At 41.4% G+C, this 17,332-nt stretch carries 12 protein-coding genes; 11 read left to right on the top strand and 1 reads right to left on the bottom strand.

Annotation, left to right across the window (positions count from 1 at the left end):
• Positions 1-19: 19 nt before the first annotated feature.
• Positions 20-1,483: a glutamate--tRNA ligase gene (gltX, locus tag G590_RS0101805; protein ID WP_022763962.1), complete on the top strand. Its 1,464-nt coding sequence runs from the start codon at positions 20-22 to the stop codon at positions 1,481-1,483.
• Entirely contained in the window at positions 1,473-3,401 is a 1,929-nt protein-coding gene (locus tag G590_RS0101800; protein ID WP_022763961.1) for an ATP-dependent helicase, read from the top strand. Before gltX ends, G590_RS0101800 begins: the two co-directional genes overlap by 11 nt.
• Here the strand turns inward: G590_RS0101800 and G590_RS0101795 are convergent.
• On the bottom strand, positions 3,335-3,694 hold the full coding sequence (locus G590_RS0101795; RefSeq protein ID WP_022763960.1) for a DUF1292 domain-containing protein: 360 nt from the start codon (positions 3,692-3,694) through the stop codon (positions 3,335-3,337). The two genes, G590_RS0101800 and G590_RS0101795, sit on opposite strands and share 67 nt — an antisense overlap.
• A gap of 139 nt (positions 3,695-3,833) precedes the next feature.
• On the opposite strand from G590_RS0101795, the gene G590_RS0101790 reads away from it, so the two are divergent.
• From G590_RS0101790 to mreC, 9 genes are all read left to right on the top strand, one after another.
• Positions 3,834-5,828, top strand: coding sequence for an alpha-amylase family glycosyl hydrolase (locus tag G590_RS0101790; RefSeq protein ID WP_022763959.1), 1,995 nt, complete (start codon positions 3,834-3,836; stop codon positions 5,826-5,828).
• Entirely contained in the window at positions 5,825-7,054 is a 1,230-nt protein-coding gene (gene pepT, locus G590_RS0101785; RefSeq protein ID WP_022763958.1) for a peptidase T, read from the top strand. Before G590_RS0101790 ends, pepT begins: the two co-directional genes overlap by 4 nt.
• A gap of 26 nt (positions 7,055-7,080) precedes the next feature.
• Positions 7,081-8,532 carry a tRNA (N6-isopentenyl adenosine(37)-C2)-methylthiotransferase MiaB gene (gene miaB, locus G590_RS0101780; RefSeq protein WP_022763957.1) on the top strand — a complete coding sequence of 484 codons (1,452 nt, stop codon included), beginning with the start codon at positions 7,081-7,083 and terminating at the stop codon, positions 8,530-8,532.
• Complete coding sequence (gene mutS, locus G590_RS0101775) at positions 8,529-11,207, top strand: DNA mismatch repair protein MutS (RefSeq protein ID WP_022763956.1); 2,679 nt, start codon at positions 8,529-8,531, stop codon at positions 11,205-11,207. The genes miaB and mutS overlap by 4 nt, the downstream gene beginning before the upstream one ends.
• Complete coding sequence (gene mutL / locus G590_RS0101770; protein WP_022763955.1) at positions 11,207-13,156, top strand: DNA mismatch repair endonuclease MutL; 1,950 nt, start codon at positions 11,207-11,209, stop codon at positions 13,154-13,156. The genes mutS and mutL overlap by 1 nt, the downstream gene beginning before the upstream one ends.
• On the top strand, positions 13,156-14,091 hold the full coding sequence (miaA, locus tag G590_RS0101765) for a tRNA (adenosine(37)-N6)-dimethylallyltransferase MiaA (protein ID WP_022763954.1): 936 nt from the start codon (positions 13,156-13,158) through the stop codon (positions 14,089-14,091). The genes mutL and miaA overlap by 1 nt, the downstream gene beginning before the upstream one ends.
• Positions 14,081-15,367, top strand: a complete 1,287-nt coding sequence (locus tag G590_RS0101760; protein ID WP_022763953.1) for a methionine gamma-lyase family protein — start codon at positions 14,081-14,083, stop codon at positions 15,365-15,367. Before miaA ends, G590_RS0101760 begins: the two co-directional genes overlap by 11 nt.
• Positions 15,368-15,453: 86 nt before the next feature.
• Positions 15,454-16,458 (top strand): rod shape-determining protein, encoded by a 1,005-nt coding sequence (locus tag G590_RS0101755; protein WP_022763952.1) that lies wholly within the window; start codon positions 15,454-15,456, stop codon positions 16,456-16,458.
• Entirely contained in the window at positions 16,459-17,328 is an 870-nt protein-coding gene (gene mreC, locus G590_RS0101750; protein WP_022763951.1) for a rod shape-determining protein MreC, read from the top strand.
• The last annotated feature ends 4 nt before the right edge of the window (positions 17,329-17,332 follow it).

The following is a 17,332-nucleotide window of genomic DNA, read 5'->3' as shown; positions in this document are numbered from 1 at the left end:
ATCACAAAGAGGAGTTAAAATGACTAAGATTCGTACAAGGTACGCCCCGAGCCCAACAGGACGTATGCATGTGGGCAATTTGAGAACAGCTCTTTATGCTTATCTTATTTCAAAGCATGAGGGCGGAGACTATATTCTTCGTATTGAGGATACAGACCAGGAGAGGTTTGTAGAAGGCGCGACCGAGATCATCTACAAAACTCTTAAGGACACAGGTCTTATTCATGATGAAGGTCCCGATATCGGCGGACCCGTAGGCCCATACGTTCAGAGTGAGCGTCAGAAGGCCGGTATTTACATGCAGTATGCAAAAGAGCTTATAGATAAGGGCGAGGCATATTACTGTTTCTGCGATGAAGAGAGACTTAAGACTCTTGTTCAGAAGATCGAAGTAGACGGAGAAGTAAAAGAAATCAGTGTTTATGACAAGCACTGCCTGCATCTGTCCAAGGAAGAGATTGAGAAAAACCTCGCAGAGGGCAAAAAGTTTGTCATCAGACAGAATAACCCTACCGAAGGAACAACTACCTTCCATGACGAGCTCTACGGAGATGTAAGTGTTGAGAATAAAGAACTTGACGATATGATCCTTATCAAATCGGACGGCTATCCTACATATAATTTTGCTAATGTTGTAGACGACCATCTCATGGGAATCACTCACGTTGTAAGAGGTAATGAGTACATTTCATCTTCCCCCAAATACAACAGACTTTATGATGCTTTCGGATGGGAAGTGCCAAAGTATATTCATTGTCCGCTTATAACAGATGAAGAACATCACAAGCTCTCTAAGAGATCCGGACATTCATCATTTGAAGATCTTATCGAACAGGGCTTTGTACCTGAAGCTGTAGTTAATTTTGTAGCTCTTCTCGGATGGTCTCCTGATGATAACAGTGAGATCATGAGCCTTAAAGAGCTTGTTGAGAAGTTCGATTACAGAAGAATCAACAAGTCACCTGCAGTATTTGACTATACTAAGCTCAAATGGATGAACGGAGAGTATCTCAAGAAAATGGATGAAGATGAGTTCTTTGCTCAGGCCAAGCCATATCTTGAGAAAGCAATCAAAAAACCGCTTGATCTTAAGAAGATTTCAAATATGGTCAAGACCAGAATTGAGATCTGGCCAGATATCGAGGCTATGGTTGACTTCTTTGACGAGCTTCCTGAGTATGACACAGCAATCTATGCTCACAAGAAGATGAAAACTGATAAGGAGTCGTCACTTAAGGTTCTCAAAGAGGTACTTCCTCTTCTTGAAGCTCATGATGATTACACAAATGATGCTCTTTATGCACTTCTTTCAGACTATATCAAAAAGAACGAGTACAAGAACGGTTATGTACTCTGGCCTGTAAGAATTGCCGTATCCGGCAAAGAGATGACACCATGCGGAGCAACTGAACTCATGGAAGTAATCGGCAAGGAAGAGACTCTTAAGAGAATTAAAAAAGGAATAGAATTACTTGAAGCTTAATACATTAAATGATGCTCAGCTCCAAGCTGTTCGCCACAAAAACGGCCCTGCAATCGTACTTGCAGGGCCCGGAAGTGGCAAGACCAAGGTAATTGTTGAAAGACTGAGGTATATGATAGAAGAACACCATATACCGCCATCTGCCATTCTGGTAATTACATTTACCAAGGCTGCAGCGATCGAGATGCAGTACAGATTCTTAAAAATCACGGATAGTTCTTATCCGGAAGTTGTCTTTGGAACATTTCATTCTGTCTTTTACAAGATCATTCGAAACAGTAAATCCAAAAACGAGAGTAAATTAGAAATAGCAAATGAAAAAATTAAATATGAGATTCTAAGGGATAGTCTGTCTATGCTTAGGAGCAAGGGTAAAATTGATGACAAGACTTATGAAGACGCAGGTATAGAACTGCCTGATATTATCTCTGAAATTTCAAGGATAAAGAACCTTGGAATAACACCGGATAAAGCAATCGAAACATTATCAATAAGTCCTGTATTCACAGAGATTTTTGATTATTATAACAACAGGCTTGTTGAGTTTGGCATGATAGATTTTGATGATATGATCGTCAGATGTATGAAGATGCTGAGTGAGAACAAAAGCATACTAAAGACATGGCAGGAAAGGTTTAAATATATCCTCATTGATGAATATCAGGATATAAATCCGGTTCAGTACAGTGTTGTAAGACTTCTTTTAGGCGATTCAAACAATATCTTTGCGGTAGGAGATGATGACCAGTCAATATATGGCTTCAGGGGATCTGATCCGAAGATAATGCTTGATTTTCGTAAAAGCTTTGAAGAGTTTTCACCTAAATTCATTAACTTAAGTATTAACTACAGATGCGGAAGAGAAATTCTTGAAAATGCACTCAAAATAATCGAAGAAAACAATGTCAGATATGCAAAAAAACTTTCTGCCTTCGAAGGTAACGGAAAGGGTGCTGTTGTAACCCGCAGATATGTGAACAAAAAGATTCAGAATGAAACAATAGCTCTTTTCCTGAAAAAACATATTGAGAATCTAAACGAAATTGCAATCCTGTACAGAACTAATTCTGAAGCCATGCAGCTTGCAATGCTGCTTCACGAGTATGGAATTCCTACAAGTCTTGATAACCAAAATAAAAGCCTGTTCACTGACAAGGCAGTTGAGCTTTGTATTTCCTATATATCTTTTGCCTATAACGGTCAGAAAAGAAGCGATTTCTATAAGATCATTAATAAGCCTATGAGGTATATATCCAGAGACTGTGCGCCTTCTGAAGCAGTTAAAGAAATTGATGTATGCAGATACTACAGAGGAAACAGCACCAGATTAAAGAGCGCCAGAGAATTCTTTTCTCAGATATCCATGATAAATCATCTCAGGCCGTCCCTGATGATAAGGTATCTAAGGAAAACAATAGGGATCGATGAATTATATCCCGGAAGCAAAAGTGTTCTTGATGAGTTTGAGAGAATATCCTCGGAATATAACGACAGTAGAAAGTTCCTTACTTATCTTCTTATGAGGCAATCCGCTGAATCAGATAACAGAAATAAAAAACAATCCGATTCAGTAACAGGAAATCGCGTGAATATTATGACTATGCACGGCTCTAAAGGTCTTGAATTCGACACCGTATGGCTGCCGGATCTGAATGAAGGAATTATACCGACACGAAGCGCTGTCACCTGCGAGCAGATAGAAGAAGAGCGCCGTATGCTCTATGTCGCAATGACCAGGGCAAAAAAGGCGCTCATAATGTCATATATAACCGGAAACAAGGAAAATCAGATGCTTCCGTCTCGTTTTATACGTCCCATCAGAAAACTGTGGGAAAAGACCTATAAAGAAAATCAGACATCCTCTGAACCTTCCTCGGGAAGATCTATTAGTTCATCAAATTCTGCGTCATCAAGATAAAGGTCAAATGCTTCCTCTACCTTTGCATATTCTTCATCGTCTTCAATGTTTCCAAGTTCAGGGTCCTTATCAAAGCTCTCCCAGATAAATTCATAGATCCATACAACGCCATCTGTATTCTGTCCCTTTTCATCCAGTGGAAGAAGTACTATATAGTCCTTGGACTCAACTGTAAGAACCAGCATAGGAGCACAGGTAACAACTGAACCGTCATTTATCTCTATATCAACAGTGCCCTGGTCTCCATTTTCGATTCGTGTGTTCATTTCGATGGCATTTTTTGAAAATTCCATATCAGCCTCCCTTGCTATTGATAAAAATTACTGTTTATAGCCTTAGTATAGCATAAACTTAGGCGGATTGTGTGCATAATAGGGGCAAATGTGATAAAATAATACGGCGTATTTAAAAAAATGGGGAATCAGGTGCAAAATGACATCAAAGATAAGGATTTCAAGGGAAAAACCGTATCCGCTGGGATGCTACATCGACTATGACAAAAGCCTAGTTGTCAGAAGCGTTTTTGAAGATAACGTCAGCTGCGGAATAGTTCTTTATCCGGCCGGAAACAACAAGAACAGCAAACCTCTAAAAATAGAACTTCCCAAGACTCTGAAAAGAGGAGCTATCTATTCAGCCAGAATAACCGGAATAGATAATATAGAAGACTATCAGAGCTACAATTACTTCTGTGATGATGAGTTTTTCTGCGATCCTTATGCAAAGCAGTTTTATGGCCTGGAGAAGTTCGGACAGTTTGTACCTGATGCAGATATCAGAGCTAAACTGGACAATAAAGCAGGATTTAACACATCGCATGATACCTTCGACTGGAAGGGGGATGATCACAGCTTTATTCCATACGAGGACAGCTTTGTCTATCTGCTTCATGTGAGGGGATTTACCAAATCCTCCAGCAGTAATGTCGAGCATTCAAAAAGAGGTACATTCTCGGGAATCATAGAAAAAATCCCATATCTCAAATCACTTGGCGTGACAGCTGTAGAGCTGATGCCTGCTTATGAGATGAATGAGATAGATTATACCAATAAGAGATCAGACAAAAGGCGTTCAACCCTGTATTCCAATAACGGAAATATCTCCAGCAAGAACATGCTTGAGCTTAAGCCAAACTTCTGGGGGTATAAAAAAGGATATTACTTTGCTCCAAGGACAGCGTATTGTGAGAATCCTCAGGATGCAGAAAACGAATTCAAGAATTTCGTTAAAACCATGCACCAGAACGGCCTTGAAGTCATCATGCAATTCTATTTTGATGAGCATGAGAGCGGAACTCTTATTATTGACGCGCTCAGATTCTGGAGATGCACATATCATGTGGACGGTTTCCACTTAAAAGGAAGCAGGATACCGCTCAGGATCATTATAAATGACCCGCTCTTTACAGATATCAAGATATGGAACGAGTACTTTAATTACGGCGAGATATATGAAGGAAATACACCATCACAGCGCCTTCTTGCCGATTACAACAACGCATTCCTCTACAACAGCAGAAGATTCTTAAAGAGTGATGACAATGCGGTCTCAGACTTTATGAAGGCCATGATCGCCGGAAGTAATGACCATGGAATCATCAATTATATCTGCGATTATGAAGGCTTCAGACTTGCTGATCTTGTAGCCTACGAGCACAAGCACAATGAGGAAAACGGCGAGAATAACAAGGACGGTACCGACAATAACCTCAGCTGGAACTGCGGAATAGAGGGCAGAACCAGAAAACATGATATTCTTAACTTGCGTAAGAAGCAGATAAAGAATATTCTTACAATGCTTTTCTTTGCTCAGGGAACGCCGATGATCTTCAGCGGCGATGAGTTTGGAAATTCCCAGAGCGGCAACAATAATCCATACTGTCAGGATAATGAAACAGGCTGGGTTGACTGGAAGGCAATGGAGAAAAACAGTGACATCCTGGATTTTGTGAAGTACCTTTCAAATCTTCGTTTTGGTCACAGAATTCTTCACAGCAGGATGCCTTTTAAGCTTATGGATTATATTTCCTGCGGATACCCTGATCTTTCGTGTCACGGAAGAGAGGCCTGGAGACCTGATCTGTCAGGTCACAGCCATATGCTCGGAATGCTGTTCTGTGGTCTATACGATAATGAATCAGCAGACAAGCCATTTATCTATGTGTCTTTTAACATGAACTGGACACCACAGGAAATGGCACTGCCCGGGCTGCCGGAGGGCTATAACTGGAAGCTTGTAATGGATACTGATGACAGAGGCATGAAGCCGGCTGTTAAATCCAAAACCTCTAAGACCGCCGGTAAGAGTTCTTTACCTGAATCAGAAATGTTTACAGAACTTCTTGCAGACAGATCCGTACGTATCTACATGAGTGAGCAGAACAAGAAATCAACCAAAAAGAAAGTGACGGTTAAAAAGAAAAAATGAGTAATATTGATGTGATTGAAGATTTTTTAAGATATGTAAAAATCGATACCCAGTCAGATGACACAACAGGAGCTTCTCCTTCTACTGCCAAGCAGCACGATCTGGCATCTCTTCTTGCAAAAGAGCTTACGGAAATAGGAGCAAGTAATGTTTACTATGACAAAGAGCATTGCTACGTATATGCTTCAATTCCTTCAAACACTGGTAGTGATGCTCCTGCCATCGGCTTTGTATCCCACATGGATACTTCTGATGAAGTAAGCGGCAAAAATGTAAATCCAAGGATTGTTGAGAAATACGACGGAGAAGACATTGTCCTTTCTGCGGACGGCAGTATTGTTTTATCACCTGCTGATTTCCCTGAGCTTAAAAACCACGTAGGAGAAGACCTCATCGTTACAGACGGAACCACACTTCTGGGTGCTGATGATAAAGCCGGTATTGCAGAGATCATGACTATGGCTAAGACTCTTTTGTCTGACCCTTCGATCAAACACGGAGACATCAAGATAGCTTTTACTCCTGACGAGGAAATCGGACAGGGAACAGCTTATTTTGATATCGAGAGATTTGGTGCCAAATATGCTTATACCGTAGACGGAGGCAAACTCGGAGAACTGGAATATGAGAACTTTAATGCAGCAGAAGGAGTCATCAAGGTAAATGGCAGAAGCGTTCATCCCGGTGATGCCAAGAACAAGATGATAAATGCTGCTCTTATCTGTTATGAATTCCATTCACTTCTTCCTGCATTCCAGAATCCCATGTATACCGAAGGCAGAGAAGGATTCTTCCATCTTACTGAAGTAAACGGCGGATGCGAAAGCGCAACCGCTTCATACATCATCAGAGACCACGATGAGAAGCTCTTTGAGCAGAAAAAACAGCTCTTTAAGGATGCTGCTGAATATCTCAATAAGAAATATGGTGAGGGCACGGTTGAAGTTACTGTAAGAGATCAGTACTACAACATGATTGAGAAGATTCAGCCTCATATGCACCTCATAGACAATGCCAAAAAGGTCATGAAAGATCTTGGCATCACACCCATAGACAATCCTATAAGAGGTGGCACAGACGGAGCAGCCCTTTCATATAAAGGACTTCCTTGTCCAAATCTATGCACAGGCGGATACAATTATCACGGTAAATATGAATATGCATCAGTTCAGGAAATGAAACAGGTAGTTAAGATACTCCTTGGAATTGTTGATGCATACAAGTAATTTTGAATTAGAAAGAGTTTTGGTTAATGGAAATAAATATTTTAAACAGCAACAAAAATGATGTACACGATAGCGAGAGCATAAGGCAGCTTGAATTTATAGAACAGGCAAAAGAGAAAGTCTCAGCCCTTGAAAAGGAACTCGGAAGGAAACTTACAGCCTGCGTTGTAACTTTTGGATGCCAGATGAATGCCAGAGATTCAGAGAAGCTCCTGGCAACTCTTAAGCTTGCAGGTTATGAGGAGAGCGAGAGTGAGGATGCAGACTTTGTCATATACAATACCTGCTCTGTTCGTGATAATGCTGATCAGAGAGTTCTCGGAAGACTTGGACAGACCAGTAATTTCAAGAAAAAGAATCCTCATATGAAGGTAGCAATCTGCGGATGCATGATGCAGGAAGCAGGTGCTGTAGAAAAGATTCAAAAAAGCTACAGATTCGTTGATCTGATTTTCGGAACTCACAATATTTTCAAGTTTGCTGAACTTTTAAATACTGTTCTTGAATCAGACAGAATGATAATTGATATCTGGAAGGACACCAACAAAATTGTTGAAGATCTTCCGGTATTTCGTAAGTATCCGTTCAAGTCCGGCGTAAATATCATGTTTGGCTGCAACAACTTCTGCACATATTGTATCGTGCCTTATGTAAGAGGACGCGAGAGAAGCAGATCACCCAAGGAGATCATCCGTGAGTGTGAGAAGCTCGCAGCTGACGGAGTAAAAGAAGTAATGCTCCTTGGCCAGAACGTTAATTCCTATGGCCTTGATTTTAGTGATGATAATCCGGATAAGATCTCTTTTGCAAAGCTACTTGAGCTTGTATGCGAAGTTGAAGGAATTGAGAGGGTAAGGTTCATGACTCCTCATCCCAAGGATTTCTCGGATGAACTTCTTGATGTCATTGCTGCCAATCCCAAGATTGCCAGACATATTCACCTTCCGCTTCAGGCAGGTAACACCGAGATTCTTCGCAGAATGAACAGAAAATATACCAAAGATGACTACCTTAAGCTTGCGGACAAAATCAGAAACAAGCTCCCTGATGTAGCCATCACAACAGATATAATTGTCGGATTCCCGGGAGAGACGAAAGAAGCTGTCCTGGACACCATAGATGTTATTAACAAGGTTAAGTTTGACAATGCCTTTACCTTTATCTACTCCAAAAGGCCGGGTACTCCAGCGGCTAATTTTGAGGATCAGGTACCGGAAGAAGTTGTTAAGGAGAATTTTGACATGCTGCTTAAAGTTGTTCAGGAAACAGCCAAGGAGCAAACAGCCAGGTTACAGGGAAGAATTGAATCCGTGCTTGTAGAAGGCGTTAATGAGCATGACTCATCTCTTTTAACAGGAAGAATGTCTAATAATACGCTTGTACATTTCCCCGGGGGAGAGGAACTTATAGGAGAATTTGTACAGGTAAGCCTTGACGAATGTCATGGATTTTACTATTTGGGGAAGTTAGTTAAATGATTGAAAGTATTGATATCACAAAAGTATCTCCCATGATGCAGCACTATATATCTACCAAAAAAGAATATAGTGACTGCATTCTGTTCTACAGACTGGGAGACTTCTACGAGATCTTTTTTGATGATGCTCTTGTTGCTTCAAAAGAGCTTGAGCTGACACTTACAGGTAAGGCCTGCGGCCTAGAAGAGAGGGCTCCCATGTGCGGAGTTCCTTTTCATGCTGTGGATTCTTACCTGAACAAACTCGTTTCAAGAGGATATAAAGTTGCCATCTGTGAACAGATGGAGGACCCTAAGCTTGCCAAGGGAATTGTCAAAAGAGAAGTCACAAGGATAGTAACACCGGGAACAAACCTTAATATGCAGTCTCTTGAGGAGACCAAGAATAACTATCTGATGAGTATCTTTTACTCACCGGACAGTATAGGAATTTCCGTCGCTGACGTTACAACAGGTGATTATTTTCTTACAGAAGTTGATTCCCTCAGGGCAACAATGGATGAGATCGGCAAGTATTCGCCCAGCGAGATAATCTGTAATAACGCCTTTGAATTCTCCGGAGCAGACCTTGAAGAGATCAGAAATAGATTAAATATATTCATAAATCCTGTTGATAACAGATATTTCGATGAAGATTCCTGCAAACGACTTCTTATGAAGCACTTTAAGGTATCTTCACTGATAGGCCTCGGCGTCGATGATTTCCCAAACGGAATTGTCGCTTCCGGTGCACTTCTGCAGTATCTGATCGATATGCAGAAGTCCGATATCAGCAATATTACTCATATCTATCCTTATCTCACCAGCAAATACATGCTGCTTGACGGCTCTACAAGAAGAAACCTTGAGCTTGTTGAGACCATGCGAGACAAGCAGAAAAGAGGAACACTTCTCTGGGTCCTTGATAAGACCAAAACTGCCATGGGAGCCAGAACCTTAAGAAGCTTTATTGAGCAGCCTCTTATCGATAAGGATGAGATTCTTCTCAGGCAGAATGCAGTTGAAAAACTTGTTAAAAATGTAGTTACCAGAGAAGAGATAAGAGAATATCTTGGACCGATCTACGACCTTGAGAGACTCATGTCCAAGATAGTATTTAAGACAGCAAACCCAAGGGATCTTCTGGCCTTCAGAAATTCCATCAAGATGATCCCTGCAATTATTACAGCGCTTTCTGATATTTCAGGCGATACAGGGATTGATAATGTAGCAGGAGATCTTGATCCGCTTATTGATATTTACGACCTTATAGACAAAGCAATCGTAGAAGAGCCACCACTTGCCATCAAGGAAAGCGGAATTATAAAAGATGGATTTGATGCCGACATCGACCACTTCAGAGAAGCAGGCACAAACGGTAAGCAGTGGCTCGCTCAGATGGAAGAGGAAGAAAAAGAAAAGACAGGCATCAAAAACCTCAGGATTAAATACAGTAATGTTTTCGGTTATTCTTTCGAAGTCACCAATTCGTTTAAAGACAAAGTTCCGGATTATTTTATAAGAAAACAGACTCTTACTAATTGTGAGAGATATACGACGCCTCAGTTAAAAGAGCTCGAGGATACAATTTTAAACGCGCAGGACAAGCTCAATAACCTTGAATATGAGATGTTCTGTAAGATCAGAGATTCCATTGCTCTTGAGATTGACAGAATACAGACGACAGCTAAGGCGATAGCTCTTTTGGATGTATATGCATCTCTTGCATATGTAGCAGAGAGAAATCACTATATCAAACCTGACCTCAACGATAAAGGGCAGATCAATATAAAGAACGGTCGTCACCCTGTTGTCGAGAGGATGCTTGATACATCAGATATGTTCATTGCAAATGATACTTATCTTGATAACAAGAAGCATTGCATTAACATTATTACCGGTCCCAACATGGCCGGTAAGTCAACATACATGAGGCAGACAGCTCTTATTGTCCTTATGTGCCAGATTGGAAGCTTTGTTCCGGCCGACAAAGCGGATATGTGTGTCGTCGACAGGATATTTACAAGAGTCGGTGCTTCCGATGACCTTGGAAGCGGACAGTCAACTTTCATGGTTGAGATGAACGAAGTTGCCAATATCCTAAGAAACGCAACGCCCGACTCGCTTCTCATTCTTGATGAGATTGGACGCGGAACATCAACCTATGACGGCCTTGCAATTGCATGGGCAGTAACAGAGCATATTTCAAACAGAAAAATACTTGGCGCCAAGACCTTGTTTGCGACCCACTATCACGAGCTGACAGAGCTTGAAGGTAAGATGGACAACGTCAACAACTACTGCATAGCAGTAAAAGAAAACGGCGACGATATTGTCTTCTTGCGTAAGATCATCAAAGGCGGAGCCGATAAGAGCTACGGTATCCAGGTAGCCAAGCTTGCAGGAGTGCCTGACATGGTAATTGACAGGGCAAAAGAGATTGTCTCTGAGCTAACCGACAATGACATTACCGACAAAGTTCAGGCAATAGCAAAAGAAAATAAGAGTGACAGAAAGGTCAAAGTCAAGCACTACGACGATGTTGATACCAACCAGATGTCACTGTTTGATACAGTAACCGATGAGGAAGTATTAAGGCGTCTTCAGGAGATTGATATAACTACTCTTACTCCCATGGATGCGCTGAATACCCTCTATAAACTCCAGAGCGATCTTAAGAACAGGTGGAAAAGCTAATGGCATTTATCAATGAACTTGATAAAAACACAATAGATCAGATTGCGGCAGGCGAAGTTGTTGAAAGGCCGGCAAGCGTTGTAAAGGAACTCGTGGAAAACGCAATAGACTCCGGTGCAACTGCTATTACCGTTGAGATAAAAGGCGGCGGTATCGACATGATAAGAGTAACCGACAACGGTTCGGGAATCGAGAAGAGTCAGATCAGAAAAGCCTTCAAAAGACATGCAACCAGTAAGCTTAAGAGTATTGAAGATCTCTTTTCCATTCATTCTCTGGGCTTCAGGGGCGAGGCTCTTTCCAGTATCGCCTCAGTTGCACAGGTTGATCTCATCACCAAGACCAAAGACGAACTTGTAGGAACCAGATACTGTATAAACGGCGGAGAGGAAGCTGCATTTGAAGAAATCGGCGCACCTGACGGATCAACGCTTATAATCCGTAATCTCTTTTACAATACTCCTGCCAGAAAGAAATTCCTTAAGACACCTCAGACAGAGGGAAGCTATATCGGTGATGTGATGGAGCATATGGCTCTTGATAATCCCACGATCTCTTTTCACTACATCAACAACAAAGACGACAAATTCTCAACATCGGGAAACGGCGATCTTAAGGAAATCATCTACAGGATATACGGAAGAGACATCTCTGTAAGCGTTATTCCTTTTAAGGCAGAAGAAGGCGGAATGATACTTGAAGGGTACCTCGGAGAGCCGTCCATAAACCGTTCCAACAGAAACTTTGAGATATTCTTTGTAAACGGCAGATATATCAAGGACAAAGTTATGAGCAAAGCTCTTGAAGAGGGATATAAGCAGTATCTTATGATGCACAAATTTCCCTTTGCCATTCTTCATTTGCGCCTTGATCCTTCCTGTGTGGATGTAAATGTTCATCCCGCCAAGATGGAAGTCAGATTTAACAATCAGCAACAGCTTTATGATTTCATCAGTTCTAACGTAGAGAGAGCTCTCAGTCAGAGAGAAATGATCCCGGATGCACTTCTTGGAGAATGTGACGACGAGCCCAAAGAGATACCAAAGCAGGCAGAAATACATGATTCAGAAGAAAAATCAGAGAAAAAAGCAGCACCTCAGCCTTTTGAAGCACTTCGTTTCGAAAAGCATAAGATAAGCGAAGATACTCCTGTTTTTGCCAAGGGCGTCAAAGCTGAGCCCATCAAGATTGAAGACAGCAATAAATCAGCAGTATGGACCAGAATATTTGGTGATTCAGACGGAAGCATCGCTGAGAAGAACGAGCATCTTTCTCCGATAATCAAATCAGACAACGCAATAGTTGTTGAAAAGGTAACCCAGCTCGATCTGTTTGATGAAAAGGTCCTTACCAAAGAAAATGTAAAAGAATATGACATTCTGGGGCAGATTTTCGGAACCTACTGGATCATAGGCTTTAAGGACAAGATGTTTATTGTCGATCAGCATGCTGCCCATGAAAAAGTCAACTATGAGCGAATGCTCAAGAGATACAAGAATGGTGAAATGCTTTCCCAGATGGTAAATCCGCCTGTTATAGTTGCTCTTACCAGTGCGGAGGAAGAGCTTTTCTTAAATTACAGGCAATATTTTGAAAAGCTTGGATTTAATATTGAAAACTTCGGCGGACGAGAGTATGCTATGAGAGCTATTCCAATCGATCTGTTCGGATGTGATAACGAGAAAGACATGTTCATTCAGATTCTGGATGAACTCTCACATGAGACCGGTCTGGACAGAACTCCGGATGTTATCAACTATAAGATAGCCAGTATGGCATGCAAGGCATCTGTCAAAGGTAATACCAAGATGAGCAGAGCCGAGATGGAAGCTCTTTTGGACGAGCTTCTCACCCTTGATAATCCATACAATTGCCCTCATGGAAGGCCAACGATTATTTCCATGAGCAAGTATGAGATTGACAAGAAGTTTAAGAGAGTAGTTGAGTAATGGATAAACAGAAACTTGTTGTAATAACAGGTCCTACAGCAGTAGGTAAAACAAAACTGTCTATTGAACTTGCAAAAAAAATTGGCGGAGAGATAATCTCCGCTGATTCTATGCAGGTATATAAGTACATGAACATCGGAACTGACAAGATTTCCCCTGATAAGATGGGAGGTGTTCATCATCATCTGATCGATTTTCTTGATCCGCACGATGACTTCAATGTATTTATCTTCCAGAAGCTTGTAAAAGAAGCCATTGCAGATATTTCCAAAAGAGGCAAGGTGCCGATCATTGTCGGAGGTACAGGCTTCTATATCCAGGCTGTACTTTATGACATTGATTTTACTGAGACTGATGAAGATGAGAGCTACAGGCATGAGTTGGAAGAAAGAGCCAGAACAGAGGGAGTTCATGTTTTGCATGAAGAACTGAAGGCTGTTGATCCCGAATCTGCCGAGGCTATCCATGAGAACAATTCCAAGCGTGTAATACGTGCGCTTGAATATTACAAAAAGACCGGTAAAAAGATCTCTCAGCACAATACTGAACAGCATGGAAGAACATCTCCGTATGATTTTAAGTATTTTGTCCTGACTGACGACAGATCTGTTCTGTATTCAAGAATAGAAAAACGTGTTGATCAGATGATAGAAGAAGGCCTAGAGAGAGAAGTCAAAGACCTTCTTACTATGAATATTCCAAGGGATGCAACTTCAATGCAGGGACTTGGATATCGTGAGATGATAGGCTATCTTGAAGGTGAATACGACCTTGAAAGAGCTGTTTATCTTATAAAAAGAAATACTAGACATTTTGCCAAGCGCCAGCTCACCTGGTTCAAGCGGGAGAGAGATGTTATATGGATCGATAAACAGGAATTTGACAGAGACGATGAAAAGATTTTGAAAGAGATGATAAGGATTTATGAACAATAAGATTTACGAAGAACTTGGAATTTCAGAAAAAGTAGTTAAATTTGGCCAGGATATTCTTGATGGTCTTAAAGAGCGGTTTGAAAAAATCGATGAGACAGCTGAGTACAACCAGCTTAAAGTCATCAAGGCCATGCAGGAGAACAAAGTAAGCGAAGCCTGCCTTCTTGGAACAACAGGATATGGTTATAACGATATCGGAAGAGAGAAGCTTGAAGCAGTTTATGCCTCTGTTTTTCATACAGAAGATGCACTTGTAAGACCTCAGATAACATGCGGAACTCACGCACTTGCACTTGCTCTTATGAGTAACCTTCGACCCGGCGACATGCTCTTTTCCCCTGTAGGTAAACCCTATGACACTCTTGAAGAGGTCATAGGAATCAGGCCTTCAAAGGGTTCACTTAAAGAATACGGTATTGACTATACTCAGGTTGATCTTCTTCCTGACGGAAGTTTTGATTTTGAAAACATTAAAAAAGCTCTTTTGACAAATAAAAACATTAAGCTTGTAACAATCCAGAGATCCAAGGGATATCAGACAAGGCCTACGCTTTCAGTCGAAAGAATCGGTGAGCTCATCAGCTTTATCAAAGAGATCAAGCCTGAAGTTATCTGCATGGTTGATAACTGCTATGGTGAGTTTGTTGAGACCATTGAGCCGACAGATGTAGGTGCGGATATGGTTGTAGGTTCTCTTATCAAGAACCCCGGCGGCGGACTTGCGCCAATAGGCGGTTATATTGCAGGTAAAAAAGAATGTGTTGAAAATGCTGCTTTCAGACTCACTTCACCTGGTCTTGGCAAAGAGGTTGGAGCTTCTCTTGGAATACTTCCTCAGTTTTATCAGGGATTCTTTTTGGCGCCTACCGTTACAGCTTCAGCCCTTAAGGGTGCAATCTTTGCTGCAAACATTTATGAGAAGCTTGGATTTGATGTTGTTCCAAATGCCACAGAAGAGCGTTATGACATTATTCAGGCTGTTACCTTTGGAAAACCTGAGGGAGTAATAGCATTTTGTGAAGGTGTTCAGGCTGCAGCACCCGTTGACAGTTTCGTTACACCTGAGCCATGGGATATGCCGGGATACGACGCTCAGGTCATTATGGCTGCAGGCGCCTTTATTTCCGGCTCTTCAATTGAGCTTTCTGCTGACGGCCCCATCAAGGAACCGTATTCTGTTTTCTTCCAGGGCGGTCTTACATGGCCACACGCCAAGCTTGGCATCCTAAAGACCTTGCAAAGGCTTGTGGATAAAGGGATTGTTGTGTTACAATGAGTGATAGGCATTTTAAAAGGCAAGCGGAGCAATCCGTATTATCACGGAGTATATAAATGTAAATATAAACATTCAAGGAGGCTGTTTTGGCTAATATATTTGGAATCGATCTTGGAACCAGCAATATCAAGATCTACAACAGAGACGACGACGGACTTACCGTAGAAAAGAACATGATTGCCATCGAAAACAAGACAAATGTTTTCGCATATGGTAATTCAGCATATGAAATGTATGAGAAGGCTCCCGATAAGATTAAGATATCTTATCCCCTCAACAGCGGTGTTATTGCTGATATCGAGCATATGGAGACCCTTGTTAAACTCTTTATCACAGATCAGATGAAGGGCAGTGTTAAACCATGTGAAGTTTACATTGCAGTACCCAAGGATGTTACTGAAGTTGAGAGAAGAGCTTTTCATGACCTTATAAACGATGCAGGTATCAAGGCCAAGAAGATCATGATGGTCAAAAAGCCTCTTGCAGACGGCCTTGGAATGAATGTAGACGTTATGAATTCACAGGGTGTTCTCGTTGTAAATGTAGGTTATGATACAACAGAGATTTCAATCCTTTCACTCAGAGGTATTGTTGTCAGCAAGCTTATCAAAGTTGGCGGCAAGAAATTTGATGAATCCATCAGAAACGTGATCCGTAAGGAATTCGGTCTACTGATCGGAGAGAAGACTTCAGAAAATGTCAAGATATCCCTCAAGGATCTTGAAAAAGAAGGTAAGGATGCTGTTGTATACGGTCGTGATATCGTAACAGGTCTTCCTGTAGAGAGAATGATCCCGACAGATCTTATCAATCAGTCGCTTATCGAGAACTTTGATGCAATCCTTGATAACATCAAGGCTGCTCTTGAGAAGACTCCTCCGGAGCTTGCAGCTGATATTTTCAAGCACGGTCTTTACCTTACAGGTGGTGCATCACAGGTTTGCCACCTTGCGCAGAGATTGAGCAACGGTGTTGGTCTTAATGTTAATATAGCAGAAAATCCAATTGGTTCTGTTGCTATGGGTCTTGCCAAGATTATTCAGGACGACCAGTATAAAGCTCTTGCATATGGAATTGAAGAGGATAAATAAATGAGTCCCATTGTCAAGAGAAGAGGAGAAGAATTTACCCTGCCAAGTAAATATCTCCTCTTTATTTTAACAATCTTATGTGTAGTAACGATCATAATCACCTTTAACACCAGCTTATTCACCGGACCGCTTAACTCCTTCGCTGGTGTTTTTGTTGTGCCCTTTCAGAAGGGTATGACAACTGTAGGAACGTTCCTGAGAGATACGACTGACAGGCTTGAATCTATTACTAAGCTCCTTGACGAGAACCAGGAACTCAAAAAACAGATTGACGAACTTACTGTTGCCAATACAAATCTTGAACAGGAAAAGTACGAACTTACCGAGCTTCGTAATCTCTATGAACTCGATGCTCTTTATGAGAATTACCAGAAGACAGGCGCCAGGATCATTGCCAAAGACGCAGGAAACTGGTACCACGCCTTTGTTATTGATAAAGGCTCGGATGACGGCATCATGATCGATATGAATGTTATAGCCGGCGGAGGCCTTGTGGGAAGAGTAATTGACGTTGGTCCCGACTGGGCCAAGGTTCAATCCATCATTGCCGATAATGCTGCAGTGAGCGGAATGGTTCTTTCATCATCAGACAATCTTATTGTTTCCGGTGATCTTGAACTCTACAAACAAGGTTATGTCAGCTTCTCCAAGCTTGTAGACGAAGCCGATAAAGTAAGTATCGGAGATAAGGTAGTCACTTCCAATATCAGTGACAAATACCTTCCCGGAATTCTGATCGGCTATATATCAACAATTGACGATGACTCCAACAATCTTACCAAATCAGGCAGGATCACGCCTGCGGTAGATTTTGAACACATGAATGAAGTTTTGGTTTTACTGGACCAAAAGAAACAATACGGTGAATAAATAA

The sequence above is a fragment of the Butyrivibrio sp. XPD2006 genome (assembly GCF_000420865.1).
Taxonomy (GTDB): Bacteria; Bacillota; Clostridia; order Lachnospirales; family Lachnospiraceae; genus Butyrivibrio.
The sequence above is the reverse complement of the archived record's forward strand: the minus strand, read 5'-3'. Positions and strand labels throughout refer to the sequence as shown.

Bases quoted from the DNA above. Each gene is read 5' to 3' on its own strand.
- gltX (WP_022763962.1), top strand. From the start codon at position 20: ATGACTAAGATTCGTACAAGGTACGCCCCGAGCCCAACAGGACGTATG.
- G590_RS0101795 (WP_022763960.1), bottom strand. From the start codon at position 3,694: ATGGAATTTTCAAAAAATGCCATCGAAATGAACACACGAATCGAAAAT.
- G590_RS0101790 (WP_022763959.1), top strand. From the start codon at position 3,834: ATGACATCAAAGATAAGGATTTCAAGGGAAAAACCGTATCCGCTGGGA.
- pepT (WP_022763958.1), top strand. From the start codon at position 5,825: ATGAGTAATATTGATGTGATTGAAGATTTTTTAAGATATGTAAAAATC.
- miaB (WP_022763957.1), top strand. From the start codon at position 7,081: ATGGAAATAAATATTTTAAACAGCAACAAAAATGATGTACACGATAGC.
- mutS (WP_022763956.1), top strand. From the start codon at position 8,529: ATGATTGAAAGTATTGATATCACAAAAGTATCTCCCATGATGCAGCAC.
- mutL (WP_022763955.1), top strand. From the start codon at position 11,207: ATGGCATTTATCAATGAACTTGATAAAAACACAATAGATCAGATTGCG.
- miaA (WP_022763954.1), top strand. From the start codon at position 13,156: ATGGATAAACAGAAACTTGTTGTAATAACAGGTCCTACAGCAGTAGGT.
- G590_RS0101760 (WP_022763953.1), top strand. From the start codon at position 14,081: ATGAACAATAAGATTTACGAAGAACTTGGAATTTCAGAAAAAGTAGTT.
- mreC (WP_022763951.1), top strand. From the start codon at position 16,459: ATGAGTCCCATTGTCAAGAGAAGAGGAGAAGAATTTACCCTGCCAAGT.